The organism is Vibrio sp. CDRSL-10 TSBA (assembly GCA_039696685.1).
Classification (GTDB): Bacteria; Pseudomonadota; Gammaproteobacteria; order Enterobacterales; family Vibrionaceae; genus Vibrio.
In genome coordinates this window covers 452,760-469,582 of record CP155566.1, presented here as the reverse complement: position 1 = coordinate 469,582, position 16,823 = coordinate 452,760, and the positions used below count along the sequence as shown (strand labels likewise).

The window sequence follows — 16,823 nt, the reverse complement described above, 5'->3', positions numbered from 1 at the left end:
GCTTTACTCACCTAAAAACGGGAAACGGCCAAACTGACTGATCAGCGGTCCCCATTTTAAAATTTGTTGTTCATTTAATTCGTTACCACCAGCAAACGGGTTATCCCAGCCAGCAGCCTGCCACTTATCGATCGGGTTGAGAATATGCAAATTGGCTAAACCAAAATCACCCGGCAACTGGGCATCGGCGACCGCATTATCACCAATATGGACAAAACGGCTCTTATCTTTCAGCTCATCACTGATGTAAGACCACATGGTAGCGTTATCTTTACGCAGCCCGAGCTGAGAAGACACAAACAAGCGGTAGCCATTGGTCACACCAGCCTTGCGCAGCATCAGGATAATCTGATACTCGGTATAATAGGTATCGGAGATAATGTAGACGGTTTTACCCATACCAATCAACTGGTTAAGGACATCAACCACCTCATCCTTGCTCTCAATCATTTCCAGATCGTAGGCAAATTCAAGCTCAGCGTACTCATGCGCCTGCTGCTCTGTCCAGTTTTGCAGTGCAGCCAGCTTTTGATAGGTTTCAAAAATGGTCACATCACCCTGAAACTGCTTGTCCTGACGAACCAGAAACTCAGCCTGGTTACGCTCCTGCACAAAGGCTTTGGCATCACTAACCACACCTTGCGACACCAGATACTGGCCTAATTTCAGTTTGGCGTAATCCGGCACATAGTGACTGCGGCGCACCAGGGTATCAAACACATCGAACGAGATAACATCAAACATCTGCACTTTATGCAACAGCTGCTGCTGGGTGCTGACGTAATTGGTAAACAGATAGCCTTTATCCTGGGTAAAGCAGGCCAGTTCCGGGTGGAAAAACAGCTGAGAATAGCCGTTGCGCTCCGCCAGTAAGCCGATACAACGCTCTAAAGCATGCAGCTGCGAACCATCATTCGGCAGTGGCTCTGCCGGGAAATCACTGTACTGGTACTCTTTCTCCAGCAGCGGCCTTAACGCCTCAGGTTTGGCCCAGAACATACCGCCGACCGGGTAAGCCAGAAACTCAGAGTGATCCTGCAGATCCCAGGCATCAAAAAATTCACCTTTAAACGGTTTATTCTTGAGCCAGTGATTAACCCAGTCCGGCATCATGCTAAATGAAGTCGGGTAGTAAAGGCCGCACTCACTGTCCTGCAGCATTTGGGTCATGACCCGCGCAATCACCGCATGGTCTTTGAGCAGGTACTCACCGAGATAGTCAGCCCACTGCGTCTGCGGACGGCCCGAATAGAGCGACTTTTTCGAGTGCAGGTGGCAAAACAGATCGTAATCGAGCAGCTTGCGGCCAAACTCGACCAGCAGAGGGCCAAAGTTACGTCCGCGGTTTGGTACTTCAGCCACTTCAATATTCTGCACCGCCGCCAATGGCGCTAAATGCTCATCAATGGCGGCCTGATACGCTTTATCACTGACACTGATAAACAGGTCCACCTGAGCGGGAAAATCGCGCAGGCAACGGGCGTAGTAAGGGATAAAATCTTCATAAAAGATATGCAGACAAACCGCCACTTTAGCCTGCTTGAGCAGTTTGGTATCCGGCGTGATATCCAGAGTGCTGGTCGGTGTCCACTTGGGTGCAAACGGCGCAGTGATACGACCTTCGGAGTGACCAGACTGCAGATAGTGCGCCAATGGGCTGATATTGCTGTGATAAACGTCAATATTGTGTTTCTGATAAGTCAGGTTATCAAAAGCAGGGCTCGGGCTGACAGAAGAAAAACGGCTTTTGTGCAGATAATCGCTGAACGCTTCCTGCTCCGTTCGAAACTGACGATTCTGCACCTGGCAATACCAGCCAAAATCAAACAGCCCATGCTGTTTGGCGTCGGCCAGTAACTGCAGATGATGAGTATCTATGGCGATACCGCTGACAGCATAGCTCTGCGACAGTTTTTTCATTTTACGCTGCAGCAGCCGGCCTTCAACATTCACAGCCAGTTTCATCAGCTGCGGATTGCGGCGTAATGTGCGCTCGACTCGCGGAAAGCGGCGCTTAATCATTGCTCTGTAATTCATACTCTTAATCCGAAGAAGTCGATGCCGTTCACGGTGCCCTCACTGGCAATATCGTCATCAATTTCAAATAACGGCCAGCTGTGGCGCGGAAGCAGCCCTTTTTTAGTCACATAGGTGGTATAGAGCGTCTCAACTTCTGGTTTACTAAATTCGATGCCCTGCTTAGCAAAACTTTCCAGTTGTGCCAGCGCTCCCTGACAAACAGCCTCAACCAGATGAAACTGATGCTGGGTGGAGACTTTACGCCCGTAATAAAAGTCAAAGGTACGATGCGGTAACGGGCTGAGACGAATATCCTGAAACTGCCCCACCGGTGCGGTGAGTAAGCCTTCCAAAAACATAGAACGGTCCAACGGCACATAGCCCTCGCCCAGCTTGACGCCCTCGTGCAGATAGCCGCGCATGGTGATGGTATTGTCACCAAGCTGCTTCTCACCGGGATTAGAGGCAATCAGATAATGGCCGCAGGTATCAATGTTATAAATCAGGCTCAGCAGAGTCTGAATGGTGCCGCCGTAGCCGAGATCCACCACATCGACCTTGTCATGGGCGAAAAAGCCTAATTCTGTCAGGTAGCGCTGATAGGCATCGGCGGACGCCGAGATAACCGGAGTCAGTTGCGGGATTTTTGCGGCTAAAAGGTCTGCAACTTTAGCGAGATCCCTCGGCAGCTGCAGACCTTTATTAAATTCTTTGGCACTGAAGACTTCACGGATCTTGGTATCGCTGAGCATAAAGCGGCTGCGCATCAGCTCATACAAGGTGCCGGAGAAGGTAAAGTTGAGTGAATAGGTATAGGTTTGCGGTTTAAGCAAACCTATCTTAAACAGGAAAGAGCGCGATACCAGCATATAGCGCGTGTCTGCCTGGCACGGTTTGGCTGCGGCATAGCGCTGAAACGCCTGCTCGAGCCAGTATCCTTCACGGGCAAGAAAAAACAGCGGCCGGTCAGCCGGCTGCTGCTGGGACAAATGCTGGTTAAAATAGGTCAGTACCGGCGACAGAAATACCGCCCCCAGTTGCTGTAAGGATTCAATAGCCATCTGATGTCTGTCTTAATAGGTAGAATATGAATACTGGTCTTTATTTTATTAGGATTGGACCGGCGGCTGCGTCAGCTGATCGACAAATACTTGGTAATCCATCGCAAACACAACAGGTTGTGGGTTGATTTTAATCCCGTCCAGATAGAGATCGGCCAGAAACCGGCGTTAAGCTGTTCTGCTTAAGATCCGGCGCCACTTCAAATGCGCAGTTTGTGCTCGGTAAGCCGGCCTGAGCCAAATCTTCACGCGCCTGGTTGGCCATCACTTCACAAAAGGTGTGATTACCTTGTTTAAACGCGACGTGCACGGCTTTACCCGGGTCGCTTTTTTTATAAACCCATCCCTTCACCACATGATTGAAACACGCATCAAGGTGGTAGACATAATCTGCGGAGGGTAAGTTATGCCCCGACAATTTTGATTTTAATTTTCTGGCAATTCTTAACAGTGGCATAGCTGTTCCATTTCATAATATCCGTTTCAAACAGTCATTTTTGACTGACACAATCATTTTTGATTTAAACACTTATGTTTATCTTAAACACGCGTGTTTGACTAACACACCTATGTTTTGCTAACACACTTATGCTTAACTTCAACAATAGCATTTTAATGTCACAAACCGCCCCATAGCGAGGCGGTGAATACCCGAACTAACACGCTAACATCTTACCACCAGACTATTCATAATCCGGTTGATCTTTGCGATCCGGATGCAACTATCATCCAACGAATAGTAACATTGATTTGAATCCGCATCATTGCTGGTATGTATTTCAATAAAAATTTTTGCATTGCGAAGGACCGACCCCAGCGAATGCTTACCGGTGAATGAAAGCTTTGTTTCTAACATTTCTTTCTCTGCCGGATAAGGATAACACTCCAATAAGGCATCGAGCAGTTGTCTGGACCGTCCGTAAGCAGGAGCAATATGCCACGACAAGATCTCTTTTTCTTCAGCGAGGGAAAGAATCGCGTTCATTTTCCCTCCCCATCGGCGGAGGTATCCGCCACTTCTTCACGGCGCTGGCGAATCAGCTTCTCAATCCGTTCGGCAAACGGGTTGGGCTGCGCATTGGCAGCAAAGTCGGCCACCAACTGATCAGCCACCCGGACAGGTAACGGGCTGCGAACCTCAGTTATCTGCCCCCCTGACACCAGATCATATTCTTTATGGGAGTTTATCGGTGCAGTGGCTGCACTGCCAGAGAGAGCAGACGCTGCCTCCTGCGGGATGCAGTTAAATGCCGTGTCGGTATGCAGTTCAATATGCAGGTGAGGCGGAGTTCGTATCTGATACAGATTACTGCGCTGCCGGCCCCGTTGATCAAACCTATGTATCAGTTCAATTAACCCCAGGGTTTCAAGCTGCCTGACATGCTGCTTGACCGTGCGCAGCGACACCTCACAATACTGCGCCAGATATTGGTACGAGGGGAAACATCGGCCGTGAATATCGGCGTTGTCAGCCAGCTTCAATAAAATCAACTTACTGATCGGTGACCCGGTTTTCACTTTCATTAATGTGGCAACTAAGGTATGGCTCATACTGATATCCTCTTGATTAAAAGAGGACTACCAAACCAGCTACAGCCGCATTAGGGTTACTTTACTGCACATGAAAAGGTGACATTAGTTCAAAAATAGAATCGACTTCGCGCTGCGAAGCTCTGACTAACAACTCTAGTTTCATCCAAGTTTGAACTGGCTCTATTTTTCAGAACACCATACTCAATAAGGCAAAATTCCCTGTTTATTTTTCATCCCTCAACGCCAAAACAGAACTAAAGTGGCCCGGTCCGACTGAGATAGGAATTAAGCATGACGATTAGCATACGTCGCTTTATTTACGTTCATAACCCGGTCCATCACCAAGAGGAGAGCTATTTTCCACCAGCTAACACACTGCGCCGTGAAGACTTTATCTGGCTGATTGCCAAAGCGGCCCACTTGCACCCATTGGGGTTTGCACTGGCCCGGTTTGTCTGGCTGCACCACGGCAGCCTGCGTGTTTTAGCAACCCGCTTCCAACTCCCGAGCCAGGAGCTGGAATATCACCTGAATGAGTTTTTCGCCACCCTGGATCAGCTCAGCAGCGCAGAGGAGAACCAACCTGATGAACAGACCTGAGACGAAACAGATTCCCGCCGCGGCGAATCTGCCTATTGAATGGATCACGATTCACTGCAGCGCAACTCACGCGGAGCAAGATATCGATGCCGCCGAAATTCGCCGCTGGCATCTGGCCAAAGGCTGGCGTGATATTGGCTATCACTGGGTCATCAAACGGGACGGAAGCATAGAAACCGGGCGCCCGCCCGGCCAAATCGGCGCTCACGTGCGCGGCGCGAATCAGGGCAATCTGGGCATTTGCCTGATCGGAGGATGTAATCTGCAGCAGCAAGCAGAGGACAACTTTACCCTGGCCCAGCGCAAAGCCCTTTTTAAACTGATAAACGAGTTACAGACCCAATACGCAGTCGATGATGCGCATGTGAAACCCCATCACTACTGGGCCAACAAAGCTTGCCCGGTAATCAATCTGCATGCCCGCGACTTTGAGCGCCATCAGTAAGCACAAGGAGGTTATGATGAGTTTATGGAGCCGTATCTTTGGCAGTGCGTCTTTTGTGGAAAAAAGCTTAGACGCCATCACCCGAACAGGAGATGCGATGTTTTTTACCAATCAGGAAAAAGCGCAGTACAAGCTCGACCTGCTCAAAGCCTTTGAGCCGTTTAAACTGGTGCAGCGCTGCATTGTGCTGCTGTTTACCGTCCCTTATATCATTTTGCACAGCATGGTGATTGTCGGCTGTATGCACGGCCTGGAATGGGCACCAATTGGCGAGATGATCAACGAGGCGTTCGGCTATCCGGTACTGACTGCCGTCGGCTTATATCTGACCGGCGGGGTATGGCCGAAAAAGTCATAGCCTGATCAACAAAAGCGCAGCTCCGTGCTGCGCTTTTGTTATTTAGTTCCATTACACAATCACCGGATTTATGCCGGCTCAGGCTGTTTCACTGCCTGACGCGCCGTCGGCTGCTGTTTAAGCTCCGCCTGGCTATCTTGCAGGTACAAATTGTTGTAACAGAAATTAGTTGCTTCGATATAACCGTCGACCGAACCACAGTCAAAACGCTGGCCTTTAAATTTGTAGGCAATGACGCAGCCTTGCTGCGCCTGTTTGAGCAGCGCATCGGTGATCTGAATTTCACCGCCTTTACCCGGCTCGGTATTTTCAATCAGCTCGAAGATATCCGGAGTGAGGATATAACGGCCGATAATCGCCAGGTTACTTGGCTCTGTACCCGGAGCCGGCTTTTCAACCATATCATTAATGCGCAGCAGGTCATCACGGATCGCTTCACCGGCAATCACACCATATTTATGGGTCTGGTCACGCGGCACTTCCTGCACCGCCACAATGGAGCAGCGGAAACTGCTTGTACAGGCTAACCATCTGCGCCAGTACTCCGTCGCCTTCGGTATTGACACACAGGTCATCCGCCAGCACCACAGCAAACGGTTCATCACCCACCAGTTCACGCCCGGTCAGAATTGCATGGCCTAAGCCCTTCATCTCACGCTGGCGAATATAGGTAAAATTAGCCGAGTCGATCAAATGACGGATATCCACCAACAGCTCTTCTTTATTGGTGCCTTCAATCTGATGTTCCAGCTCGTAGTTTTTATCAAAGTGGTCCATCAGGGTGTGCTTACCACGCCCGGTGACGATACACATACCATCCATACCGGCATGAATCGCCTCTTCGACGCCGTATTCAATCAGCGGTTTGTTCACCACCGGCATCATCTCTTTGGGCATGGATTTAGTCGCCGGGAGGAAGCGGGTGCCGTAGCCTGCGGCGGGAAATAAACATTTTTTAATCATGACGTTGTTAATCCGAACTACAAATAAATATAAATTAGTTATTTAAAAATGATAGATAGGAATTTAGCAACCTAACATTTTACTGTACTCTTCAAGCTTGCCCTTTATCAAAGGGCCATTCGGCCTTAACTTATGAGCAACTTTCATTAAATAATAGGATAATTCAACGTTATCTCTTTCTCTACTTATCGCTACATCCCTAATAAAATCAATATCACTTTCATTTTTTACATCATTCTCAGTAATAAATCCTAAAAATTCATCATCTATAGTCTTATATCTAAGAGGAATATTGTTCAGGTGTTTTTCCTTAGAATTTGAAAATAAACTTAATATTATTTCACTATCATTTTTTGATACAGACTTATTCATAGAAAGAATTGTGGTTATAAAAAAAGGAATACTTGAACGCACTGCTGATGGTACATCAACCAGGTATCGTTCAGTATTACTTGTAACTACATAGTCTGGTTTTAGGTTATTAACGATAAATTCATCTATATAAGGTATCCTGAAATGTATAACTTCTTCAAAGAAAACCCCCCAAGCTTGGAGATTCATACCTATAAAACTATCACCAAAGGTTACTAATCTTTTCTTAACTAAGGCTTTATCATTATAATAATACTGAATATTACCGGTATTACCCTTCAAATATGAGTTAAAATTGAAAATTGCCTTTTTCGTTTTAACTCCATTGACTGAGTCTAAAAAAACCTCATCAAATTCCGCAAGTCCAAGTTTGGAAGAAAGGTCACCTTTAAATTTCACCGTTGTAGTTTCTATATCGTATGGACATAAATCGTTAATATTAAAAAAATCAAGAATAGCCGATATATGCTTTAAAGCGCCAACAGAATGAGAATGTGAATCTCCAATAAAGAAATCATCTGGCTCCATATTAGGAATGAGTACAAAATCAGATACATCAAATTGTTTATAAAGAGGAAAAACATCAACACAAAACTCTTTATTTAATATCATTGCGTGAGATGTAATTTTACTCTGACATATAAGATGACAGTATTTAAAACCTTGTTTTCTGGAAAGGGCGATATTTCTATCTATATTCTCTTTAAATACTGATATGCTATTCTCATCAACTTTCCTATTTGACAAAAGATAATCACATTGGCGTTGACCTGAACCATTTTGATGTAAAAAAAAATACTTTCCTCCAAAAATAACAACATTATTTCGGAATTCAACCTTTTCGTGGCTCATCCAATATTCGTTCGTTATATCATTCATCTGGCAAACACACTAATTAAAGATTCCATAATGATTTTCCTATAAAATCAATCTAATTTAAGCGAGGCTCTATATTCTTCAACTTTTTGGCGAATAAACGGACCACTTGGTCTAGCTAAATGTGCAAGCTCCATCAACCGTAGTGCTTCCGGCAAATTTATTTTTTCAAGTTTTACGGCTTCATCGCGAAGCCAATCTACATCTTTAGATGTTTTTATATCAGTTAGTTTTACTGAATCAAGATCAAAACGAGGTTTAGGCTTAATCTTGAAAAAAGAATAGCAACGCTGAACTAACTCATCTATTTTATTCTGTGATAACGATTTTAAAGAAGATTCAACCAAGTATCTATCTCGCTCATCAGCTTTAAACTGAATAAGCCCCGCATCAAGAGCTGCACACAAATCATTAGTATTCTGTGCTAAAAATAGAACATCAAAATTGGTATAAATCTCAATATCCGCCCGAGATTTAACAGAACAAGGCCGAAAACCAAAATCATCAAATCTTACTATCCAATACCGATTTAAGTCTTTCAGTTCTAACTTAAAAACCTTTTTTTCGTCAAAAGCAAGAGTTCCGACAGGAAATAAGAAATTTAGTGCTTTAGATACTGCCTTATTTTGTAAATTCCTAGGAACGAGAACCAATGCTGCATTTAAAATTTTTTTATTCATAATTAAACAACATAAATTTAAATAGTAAAGCCTGAAAAAAATTAAAAATCCAGGCTTTATTTTTTATTTGAAGAAATAATAAAACAACTTATGAACAACTCCTGATATTAACAATTTCTTCTTGAATTTGAGAAATAATAGGTAAGCGCTTATTAATTTTTCTTGCTTGATAAAGAAGCTTTTCAGCTTCATCTAAATCACCTTCTAACATAGAGATCTTTGCTCTAAAAGCAGTATTCCTTACCTCAAGAAAGTTCATCGTCTCAATACAACGGCACCAAAGCTGTAATGAAAATTCATGATTAATATTTGACAAAAACAAATCATAATTAGATTCCTTTACTTTGACAGGACTATTTAGGTAGTCGCAAACATGTTTAGGAATTAATGGACTTTGTAAATTTGACTCCAAAAATTGAGACTGAAAAGATTCTAAGCTTTCATGAGGCATTTTTAACGGTTCATCGTTGAAATTCATTTCTTCGAGAAATTGAATCAAACGTCTTCTATTAGGGTTCAACTGATTATCGACAATTAAAGGAAGTTTCTCATTAGCCTTTGCTAGAAAAGATAATGCTTCAACACCTAAAGAAATATTATCATCCAATTTTAATTCCAACTTAACAATTTCTGAGTCATCTAAGCTGAGAGTACAATGACAGAAATCATAAACTACATCTTTGTTATACAAATGCTCTCGGGCGAATGCGTTAACTTGAATGTCAGAAAAAAATGTCCCCCACATAGCTAAAAGACTTTCATAGTTATAATATAGGCTATTAAATGCATTATCAGGAAGAGGTTTGCAATTTGTAGAAACCTGATTTTAGAGCAGTAGAAAAATGTGATACAGCTAGATCACACTGCTTTCTTAAATATACATTTATCGTCACAGAGTCAAATATATCGCTTGCCCAATCATAAATTTTTTTTATTTCATCCTCTGTTGTAATTCGACTATGTAAGTGTTCATTACTAATGACAACTGTATTGCAGTTGCTCGATAAAATTTCTTCTTTAATTTTATTTAAAAAGTTATCAGTAAATTTTGATACTGATTCAAAATCATTATTAACATCAACAACACTATAAAGTTCAGATGATGAATTATAGTCTTGAAAACAAACAGCCATCTCTACGTGATTGGACAATTTAAAACTATTTGGAATTAGTATTCCTTTTTCTTTTAGATACTCTCTATTACTATGCAAAGTATTCTGTAAAGAGGTCGTTCCAGTTTTTTCTGTACCAATATGCAATACTAATTTTCTGTTCATATCCTAGAATCTCTGTAATTCTGTTGTGTAGCTTTTAACACTTTGACTGTTAGCGATAACAGACACGCTATTTGCTCTGCGTCGTTTAAAGTGAATTGTATTCTTCAAGCTTTTATGTACTAGTCCTTTCGATGTTGTCACACAAACCCAATGATAATCTTCATGTGCAAAACCTTTGGACAAATCGTTTTTCTTGTAAGGAAATTTCTTGAACAATCTTCTTGGAGCAACACAAAGGGCATCCCAATAGTTAGATGCTCTTAAAAAACGCTTATCAAAAAATGGATCCTCAATATTTCCCTGACGAAACAAAGGCATTATGTCCACCAAAGATGAGGTTGTATTCAGGATGATAAATTAGATCATCAATAGAATGACCATTTTCAAGCGATGTCTGTATATCTTTATATACAGAAAAAAGCCAATTCTCTGACCACAAATCATCGCCATCAAGTAATGCAATCATATCACTACGACAAATTGAAATAGCTTGATTTCGAGATAAACCGGGATCGCCGTTGCTACCCTCAACTAAAAATAAATCGTACTTCTTAGACAGCTCTCTTGCCACTTGCTGTGTAATCTCATCAGGATTATCAAGAAAAATGAGTATAGAAACCTGTACATTAAATGCCTCTTTAAGACACTTGATTGACTTCTGAGCGCTAATAAACGTAGGAAGAAGTAGATCCCCTTCCTTATGAGCGGTAATAACTACATCTAGACTTGGCAAACTAGTCATTATCTTTTTCCAATCTTAGTATTATATATTTCCGTAGTACATTCATTCATAAGTGATTTTTTGTGATTGAGCATATCAACACAATAGTCAGATATATTATTCGATATACTCATCATCTTATCTACGTACGCTTGAGCATTTCCATTGCCGTCAACCAAAGACCATTCTGGTAATGCTTCAGAAACTCCGCCAACGTTACTAGCAACAATAGGTAAACCTAGATCTACCATATCTAATAATATAGTAGGTATGCCATCCCAGCCTGACGTATATAGATATACGTTACATCCTTGGTGCAAAACCTCATCTATACTTCCGTATAAGCCATGTAGCTTAATATTTTGACAAGATGAAAAATCATAATTTTCCTTGGATAGAACAGCTTTACCCCAGACATGAAATTCAGTTTCTGGCATTAACTTAGCAATTTCAATCAGTAAGTCAGGTCTTTTTTGTTCATCAAAACGACCAGCCCAAGCAACTTTAAGACTGCTGTTTCTCGGCGGGAGTATACTGATTAAACTTACACTCAAATGGTGTTTTAACGACTTCAACTTTATTTCTATATCTGTCAATAATAGCTCCGCGACTTTCTAATTCATATTGTAAGCTATAACTATCCAGATAAACTTTTGTCATATATTCAATAGTAGAGAAGAAATACGATGTTGGATATCCGGCTATGTTACCAAACTCATCTCTGTCATCACAGAAAAAATAGCCATACAAAGATACACTTCCTGATAAGCTTTTACCATAATTAGAAAATGCTTCCCAAGCACCATAGCTATTTACGTTGTATACTTTCTTCGCATTCGATCCAACAATTAAATCATAAACTATATTTGACTGATGAACATGAGGGATCTCACCTTTCAAAGAACTCAAGGAAAAAACATCGTCAGCATCAATGTTGCGGTCAGCTAATACTAACTCGTCAACATGACCGAATGATACGACTTTGATGATACTATTCGGCTGATTTGATTTAATCGCATTGTATAAATAGCCTAAAACTACGTCAGCACCACCAAAGTTAATTGAATCCCTAAAAATAAGAACATCTACATCTTTAAAGTATTTTTCCAGATCACGAATATAATGATAGAAATCCATGTTATATGGCATTAATGTATGGATTCTTTGAGGATCATTTAACTTTATTCTTGGATCTATTGCTGTTACTTTCTCAAACTGTTCTCTTAGTTCATTGTTTTCAACGAGATCAAACCATTGATTTTCACTAATATCTAGAGCCAGTGATTTAAGCTCAGTCCATGATATTGGCATAATGCCTGGAGAAGGTTTTACTGGCTGAGAAGTACTAGCAAAAAACTGCAGACCAGGTAAAGTACCAGAATTATATGTATTACAGATCCACATAGGATCTAAAAGAAGGCATGGCGCTCTATTTTCAAATTGACCATGATCTAAAAAATGACGGAATGCATGCACTTTTGATTTTTTTAAATCTAGATACTTGTTCAAGTAAAAATTTTCATCGAACAGTGGCGTTGTACTCAATTGTTCTGAATCAACCCATTGAGAAAATACTGCTACAAAATCCGTCAAATCTGTACTTAAATTTGAAGCTACGAAAGAAGTATCAAACAGTAGTATTGCATCATCACTAAAACTATCATCCATCCAGCACTTGATAGCTTCAGCTAAAGAATCGCAATCATAATAATCTATAAAATATTTATTATTAATAAATTTCCATAGTAAGTGTATATGACTATATTTTCTAACTAACACTGACAGATTTAGAAAGACTGAATCCAATAACTCGCCAACTTCCTCATTACAATCCGCTAAAAATGGGTAAAGCTTTTCTAAAGGATATTGGGTATATCTGCAAGTATCAGATAGACCAAACTCAATATGAAAAACAAATTGGTTTGGTTTTCTACCTTCATATCGGCCATGTAAAAGATAATGTTCAAATGGATATTTAATTCCATTTATGTCTTTGTAAGCCGAAGTGTAAAAATTCGAATTAAAAAAATTATTAGGAACAAAATCCCGATGATTTCTAAACCAATCTTTAAAGGCTTCTAAAATACTACTGTAAGATGTTAGTGTATATTTTTCCAAGTACGGAATATCAAAGAAATGAACATCACTCGGAGACCATTCATCATCAAAATTCTTCAACCCTAGTTGACTACTGATGACAATCTCTATGAATAACGGTATTTCGTGGTCATAAAGCTCGTTTAATGAATAGCTTTTATTTAATTCCATTAGATATTCTAAAGCTTTAATAGAATTAAACTTTTTTAACACTGGTTTGTATTTTGACCTTAACAGTTTCGGAATCGATACTATTAAACCAATGATAGCTCAAAACACATATATCACTATCTAGATGTAGATAGTCATCAAATATAGTACTGTAATTGAGATTAAAGACACCATCAACCCGAGAAATATTAGCTTCCCAACGTCCAAGGTTCCGCATATCTTGAATTGAATGTTTTAACTCCTCAGGATAACCTATTCTACCTTCTTCCTGGCCAAATAGTTTAAAATGTTGGATTGCCGACATTCCTGAATTCTTTACATCTTCGTATAAGTCGAAATAAAATTCGGGATCAATATAACCAGGGATAGGTAAATTATTATTGACAATAAAAGTCAATATCTCAAGAGATTCTGTTTTTTCTTTCCCTTGAACATTAAGAATATTTATAATTGTTTCATCATTAGACAAAACTTCAATTAAAGTATCATCTTCAGAAAAGTTAAATTTTTTCATGCTGACTTCTTATTAAAATCTTGTAATCTAATATCGATATAATCATATACAGTCATTGTATTAGTATAGATATCTTCATCTATCGCTTTTGATACATCCAAAACATTTGAAACAACATCATGCTGAGGCTTGCTATTGATTTTATTTATTTTTATAGGGAAATTTTTAGCTTTAACATAATCAATAATTTCGGATAGACTATTGGATTGACCAGATGCAACATTATAGACACCCGATTTCCTAGTAATAATCATGTTTACTATCATTCTGGACATATCTTGAGCATAAATAAAATCACGAATAGGGTCACAATCATTATATAGATATAATTCTTTGCCTTCTTTTATGCAATTTATTAATACGTCAATAAATCCATGTTTAGTTTTCTTTTTATTACCATATGGGTTAGATACGCGCGCACATATGAATTTGGTCCCCAAAGCATTACTAATTTTTTCGTAATGTAGTTCTTCGAACACCTTCATTCTTCCATACCAAGAAATTGGCTGAAGTAAACTTTGTTCACGGTGCGGATCGCTGTACTGCTCTAACTCTCCATAAACAGTCCCAGCTGATGACAAATGAACAAGTGTATCAATTTTTGAACTTTTAAAAGCCGATGTAAATTGCTCTACTGTTCCCCAAAACTTTTTGGCTGCAATTCCTAAATCATTTTCAAAATCGTTAGGTTTTAATGCACCAGCAGCATTAATAACTATCGGGTAGTCATTAATAATTTCGATAACTTCATCAAAGTTTTCAACTGCAATAGAACGAATCTTGGGGTGATCACAACTGTCAACTGTCACCCCTATCCAATTTATTCCACTTCGTTCTAATTCCTCTGCTATAGCCGATCCCAGAAAACCAGTCGCACCAAGTAATGTAACACCTAATTTATTAACATTCATAATGTACTAAACCTCTCTAAGAAGTTCACTCCACCAAGTTTCATTGGTCAGATACCACATTACTGTTTTTTGGATACCTGTTTCAAAGGATTCGGCTGGCTTATAACCCAGTTCATTGTTCGTCTTAGTCGCATCAATCGCGTAGCGGCGATCATGGCCGGCACGGTCAGTGACATAAGTAATCAGAGATTCTGATTCACCAGACTGAGCTGCCAGTGCTAACGGGTAACGGGAAGCCAGTTTCTGCATCCTCAGCAAACGCCTGGTTCATCAGTTTACACACCACTTTAACGATATCGATATTAGCCCATTCGTTATGGCCACCGATATTGTAGTTTTCACCCAGGCGGCCTTTGTTCAGTACCAGGTCAATACCGCGTGCGTGGTCGGTCACAAACAGCCAGTCACGAATCTGCTGGCCGTCGCCGTAAATTGGCAGCGCTTTGTTGTGCAGGATATTGGTAATAATCAGCGGGATCAGTTTTTCCGGAAAATGGAAAGGCCCGTAGTTATTAGAACAGTTAGAGGTAGTGACCTCTAAGCCGTAAGTGTGGTGGTAAGCACGCACCAGGTGATCAGAGGCCGCTTTTGAAGCTGAGTAAGGTGAGTTTGGCGCGTAAGCCGTATCTTCAGTAAACGCAGGGTCGTTCGGGCCCAGAGTGCCGTATACTTCATCGGTTGAAACATGGTGGAAACGGTGCGGTAACGGTGATCTGCCTTCCGCTTTTGGCTCATCCAACCACACCTTTTTGGCACTCTTGAGTAAACTATAAGTACCGAGAATATTGGTCTCGATAAACGCATCCGGGCCGGTAATAGAGCGGTCAACATGAGACTCTGCAGCAAAGTGTACAATAGTGTCCAGCTGATGTTCTTTGAGCAGAGTTTCGACTAATTCGGTATTGCAGATATCGCCGTGAACAAAAACAAAGTTCGGGTTATCTTGCACCGGGGTTAAATTGGCCTGGTTTCCTGCATACGTCAGCGCATCCAGTACAACCACTTTATCATTCGGGTATTGCTCCAGCCAGTAGTGGACATAATTTGCGCCGATAAAGCCTGCGCCACCTGTTACCAATAGATTACGTTGTTTCATGATGTTTCAATTTATGTTGTTAAGTGAAGTTGGGTAGTTTAGAGAAATACAAGTCGCAAAAGTTAGACAGAGTAAAATTCTGCTTCAATTCCGCGACTTTTGCGCAGCTAGTCACAGCTTGCCAGTTCATCCAGCATGGCAGCCAGCTGCTTACGCCAGTAAACGGTCTCCGTTTGGCTGGCTTTTTCAGCGCTGGTTTTATCAATCACGCTGAAACTTGGCCGTTTGGCCGGGCTTGGGTATGCCGCAGCAGGAATCGGGCGTACCGGGATCGATTTTTCGAGTAAGCCTTTTTCGATCGCCAGCTCCTGAATTGCTACTGCAAAATCATACCAGGATGCAACACCAGCATCGGTCCAGTGCAGAATTTGCGTCTGCGCTGAATCAGCACCGGTTGTGTTTTGTGTCTGCTGCTCAATCAGGTTCCAGATCATCTGAGCCAGGCCTTTGGCCCAGGTTGGAGTGCCGACTTGATCGTACACGATACCCAGTTGCTCTTTCTCTGCCATCAGGCGCAGCATGGTTTTTACAAAGTTATTGCCGTGCGCGGAATAGACCCAGGCAGTACGGATAATAGTTGCTTGACTACCAAGAATTTCCGCTACTTTTCTCTCACCGCGCAGTTTCGAATCTCCATAAACGTTAACCGGACATGGACGATCATCTGGCTGGTAAGGTGTAGTTTGATTGCCATCAAACACAAAGTCAGTTGAGATGTGAATCAAGCTCACTTTGTGATTTACACAAGCATACGCGAGATTTTCACTGCCTTTATCATTGACGGCGTATGCCATCACTTTTTCTGATTCAGCCTTATCAACCGATGTATATGCCGCTGCATTTATTAATATGTCTGGTTGATATTTCTCAATAACATTCAGAATTTGCATCTGGTTAGTAATATCTAATTGTTCAGCGGAATATGCTTTGACATCATATTGCTGAGGAGCCGTTTGCTCTAGTTTCCCAGGCTAACTGCCCACCTTTTCCGGTAATAAGTATTTTCATATAAATTTAGGTTTTCGATTTAATAATCATGGCTGCATAGTCGCATCTTACGAGAGAGAGAGAGAAAAATCGTACCATTAATATTCAAATCGACCTTGTGGATAGAAATGTGCAGAAACCC

Annotated in this window: 16 protein-coding genes and 4 pseudogenes; 3 read left to right on the top strand and 17 right to left on the bottom strand. The window is 41.4% G+C overall.

Annotated elements, in window-relative coordinates; genetic code table 11:
• Positions 1 to 3: 3 nt before the first annotated feature.
• From ABDK09_09610 to ABDK09_09590, 5 genes and pseudogenes are all read right to left on the bottom strand, one after another.
• Positions 4 to 2,037, bottom strand: a complete 2,034-nt coding sequence (locus ABDK09_09610) for an HAD-IA family hydrolase (GenBank protein XAW89839.1) — start codon at positions 2,035 to 2,037, stop codon at positions 4 to 6.
• Positions 2,034 to 3,080: a hypothetical protein gene (locus ABDK09_09605; protein ID XAW89838.1), complete on the bottom strand. Its 1,047-nt coding sequence runs from the start codon at positions 3,078 to 3,080 to the stop codon at positions 2,034 to 2,036. Before ABDK09_09605 ends, ABDK09_09610 begins: the two co-directional genes overlap by 4 nt.
• A gap of 130 nt (positions 3,081 to 3,210) precedes the next feature.
• Complete coding sequence (locus ABDK09_09600) at positions 3,211 to 3,537, bottom strand: hypothetical protein (GenBank protein XAW89837.1); 327 nt, start codon at positions 3,535 to 3,537, stop codon at positions 3,211 to 3,213.
• Between the two features lie 207 nt (positions 3,538 to 3,744).
• Positions 3,745 to 4,065, bottom strand: a complete 321-nt coding sequence (locus tag ABDK09_09595) for a hypothetical protein (GenBank protein XAW89836.1) — start codon at positions 4,063 to 4,065, stop codon at positions 3,745 to 3,747.
• A gap of 299 nt (positions 4,066 to 4,364) precedes the next feature.
• Positions 4,365 to 4,631, bottom strand: a pseudogene (locus ABDK09_09590) (helix-turn-helix domain-containing protein).
• A gap of 273 nt (positions 4,632 to 4,904) precedes the next feature.
• Here ABDK09_09590 and ABDK09_09585 point away from each other — a divergent pair.
• The 3 genes and pseudogenes from ABDK09_09585 (at position 4,905) to ABDK09_09575 (ending at position 6,016) form a co-directional block, all read left to right on the top strand.
• Positions 4,905 to 5,213: a hypothetical protein gene (locus ABDK09_09585; protein ID XAW89835.1), complete on the top strand. Its 309-nt coding sequence runs from the start codon at positions 4,905 to 4,907 to the stop codon at positions 5,211 to 5,213.
• Between the two features lie 40 nt (positions 5,214 to 5,253).
• Positions 5,254 to 5,658, top strand: a pseudogene (locus tag ABDK09_09580) (N-acetylmuramoyl-L-alanine amidase).
• 16 nt (positions 5,659 to 5,674) lie between these two features.
• Entirely contained in the window at positions 5,675 to 6,016 is a 342-nt protein-coding gene (locus ABDK09_09575; protein XAW90711.1) for a hypothetical protein, read from the top strand.
• A gap of 68 nt (positions 6,017 to 6,084) precedes the next feature.
• Here ABDK09_09575 and galU read toward each other — a convergent pair.
• The 12 genes and pseudogenes from galU to rfbD form a co-directional block, all read right to left on the bottom strand.
• Positions 6,085 to 6,979, bottom strand: a pseudogene (gene galU, locus ABDK09_09570) (UTP--glucose-1-phosphate uridylyltransferase GalU).
• Between the two features lie 63 nt (positions 6,980 to 7,042).
• Positions 7,043 to 8,203, bottom strand: coding sequence for a hypothetical protein (locus tag ABDK09_09565; GenBank protein XAW89834.1), 1,161 nt, complete (start codon positions 8,201 to 8,203; stop codon positions 7,043 to 7,045).
• Positions 8,204 to 8,277: 74 nt separating this feature from the next.
• A complete protein-coding gene (locus ABDK09_09560) occupies positions 8,278 to 8,907 on the bottom strand; it encodes a hypothetical protein (GenBank protein ID XAW89833.1) in 630 nt (209 codons plus the stop codon).
• Positions 8,908 to 8,995: 88 nt separating this feature from the next.
• Entirely contained in the window at positions 8,996 to 9,652 is a 657-nt protein-coding gene (locus tag ABDK09_09555; GenBank protein XAW89832.1) for a hypothetical protein, read from the bottom strand.
• Positions 9,653 to 9,698: 46 nt separating this feature from the next.
• The gene (locus ABDK09_09550) at positions 9,699 to 10,184 is read right to left on the bottom strand and encodes a hypothetical protein (protein XAW89831.1); all 486 of its coding nucleotides are present in this window, start codon (positions 10,182 to 10,184) and stop codon (positions 9,699 to 9,701) included.
• A gap of 289 nt (positions 10,185 to 10,473) precedes the next feature.
• Positions 10,474 to 10,926, bottom strand: a complete 453-nt coding sequence (locus tag ABDK09_09545) for a glycosyltransferase (protein ID XAW89830.1) — start codon at positions 10,924 to 10,926, stop codon at positions 10,474 to 10,476.
• On the bottom strand, positions 10,926 to 11,480 hold the full coding sequence (locus ABDK09_09540; GenBank protein ID XAW89829.1) for a glycosyltransferase: 555 nt from the start codon (positions 11,478 to 11,480) through the stop codon (positions 10,926 to 10,928). The genes ABDK09_09545 and ABDK09_09540 overlap by 1 nt, the downstream gene beginning before the upstream one ends.
• Positions 11,410 to 13,173 carry a hypothetical protein gene (locus ABDK09_09535; GenBank protein XAW89828.1) on the bottom strand — a complete coding sequence of 588 codons (1,764 nt, stop codon included), beginning with the start codon at positions 13,171 to 13,173 and terminating at the stop codon, positions 11,410 to 11,412. The genes ABDK09_09540 and ABDK09_09535 overlap by 71 nt, the downstream gene beginning before the upstream one ends.
• A 25-nt stretch (positions 13,174 to 13,198) precedes the next feature.
• The gene (locus ABDK09_09530) at positions 13,199 to 13,687 is read right to left on the bottom strand and encodes a hypothetical protein (GenBank protein ID XAW89827.1); all 489 of its coding nucleotides are present in this window, start codon (positions 13,685 to 13,687) and stop codon (positions 13,199 to 13,201) included.
• A complete protein-coding gene (locus ABDK09_09525; protein XAW89826.1) occupies positions 13,684 to 14,598 on the bottom strand; it encodes an NAD-dependent epimerase/dehydratase family protein in 915 nt (304 codons plus the stop codon). Before ABDK09_09525 ends, ABDK09_09530 begins: the two co-directional genes overlap by 4 nt.
• A gap of 6 nt (positions 14,599 to 14,604) precedes the next feature.
• A pseudogene (rfbB, locus tag ABDK09_09520) lies at positions 14,605 to 15,694 on the bottom strand (dTDP-glucose 4,6-dehydratase).
• Positions 15,695 to 15,801: 107 nt separating this feature from the next.
• Positions 15,802 to 16,596, bottom strand: coding sequence for a dTDP-4-dehydrorhamnose reductase (gene rfbD / locus ABDK09_09515; GenBank protein XAW90710.1), 795 nt, complete (start codon positions 16,594 to 16,596; stop codon positions 15,802 to 15,804).
• Positions 16,597 to 16,823: the final 227 nt, after the last annotated feature.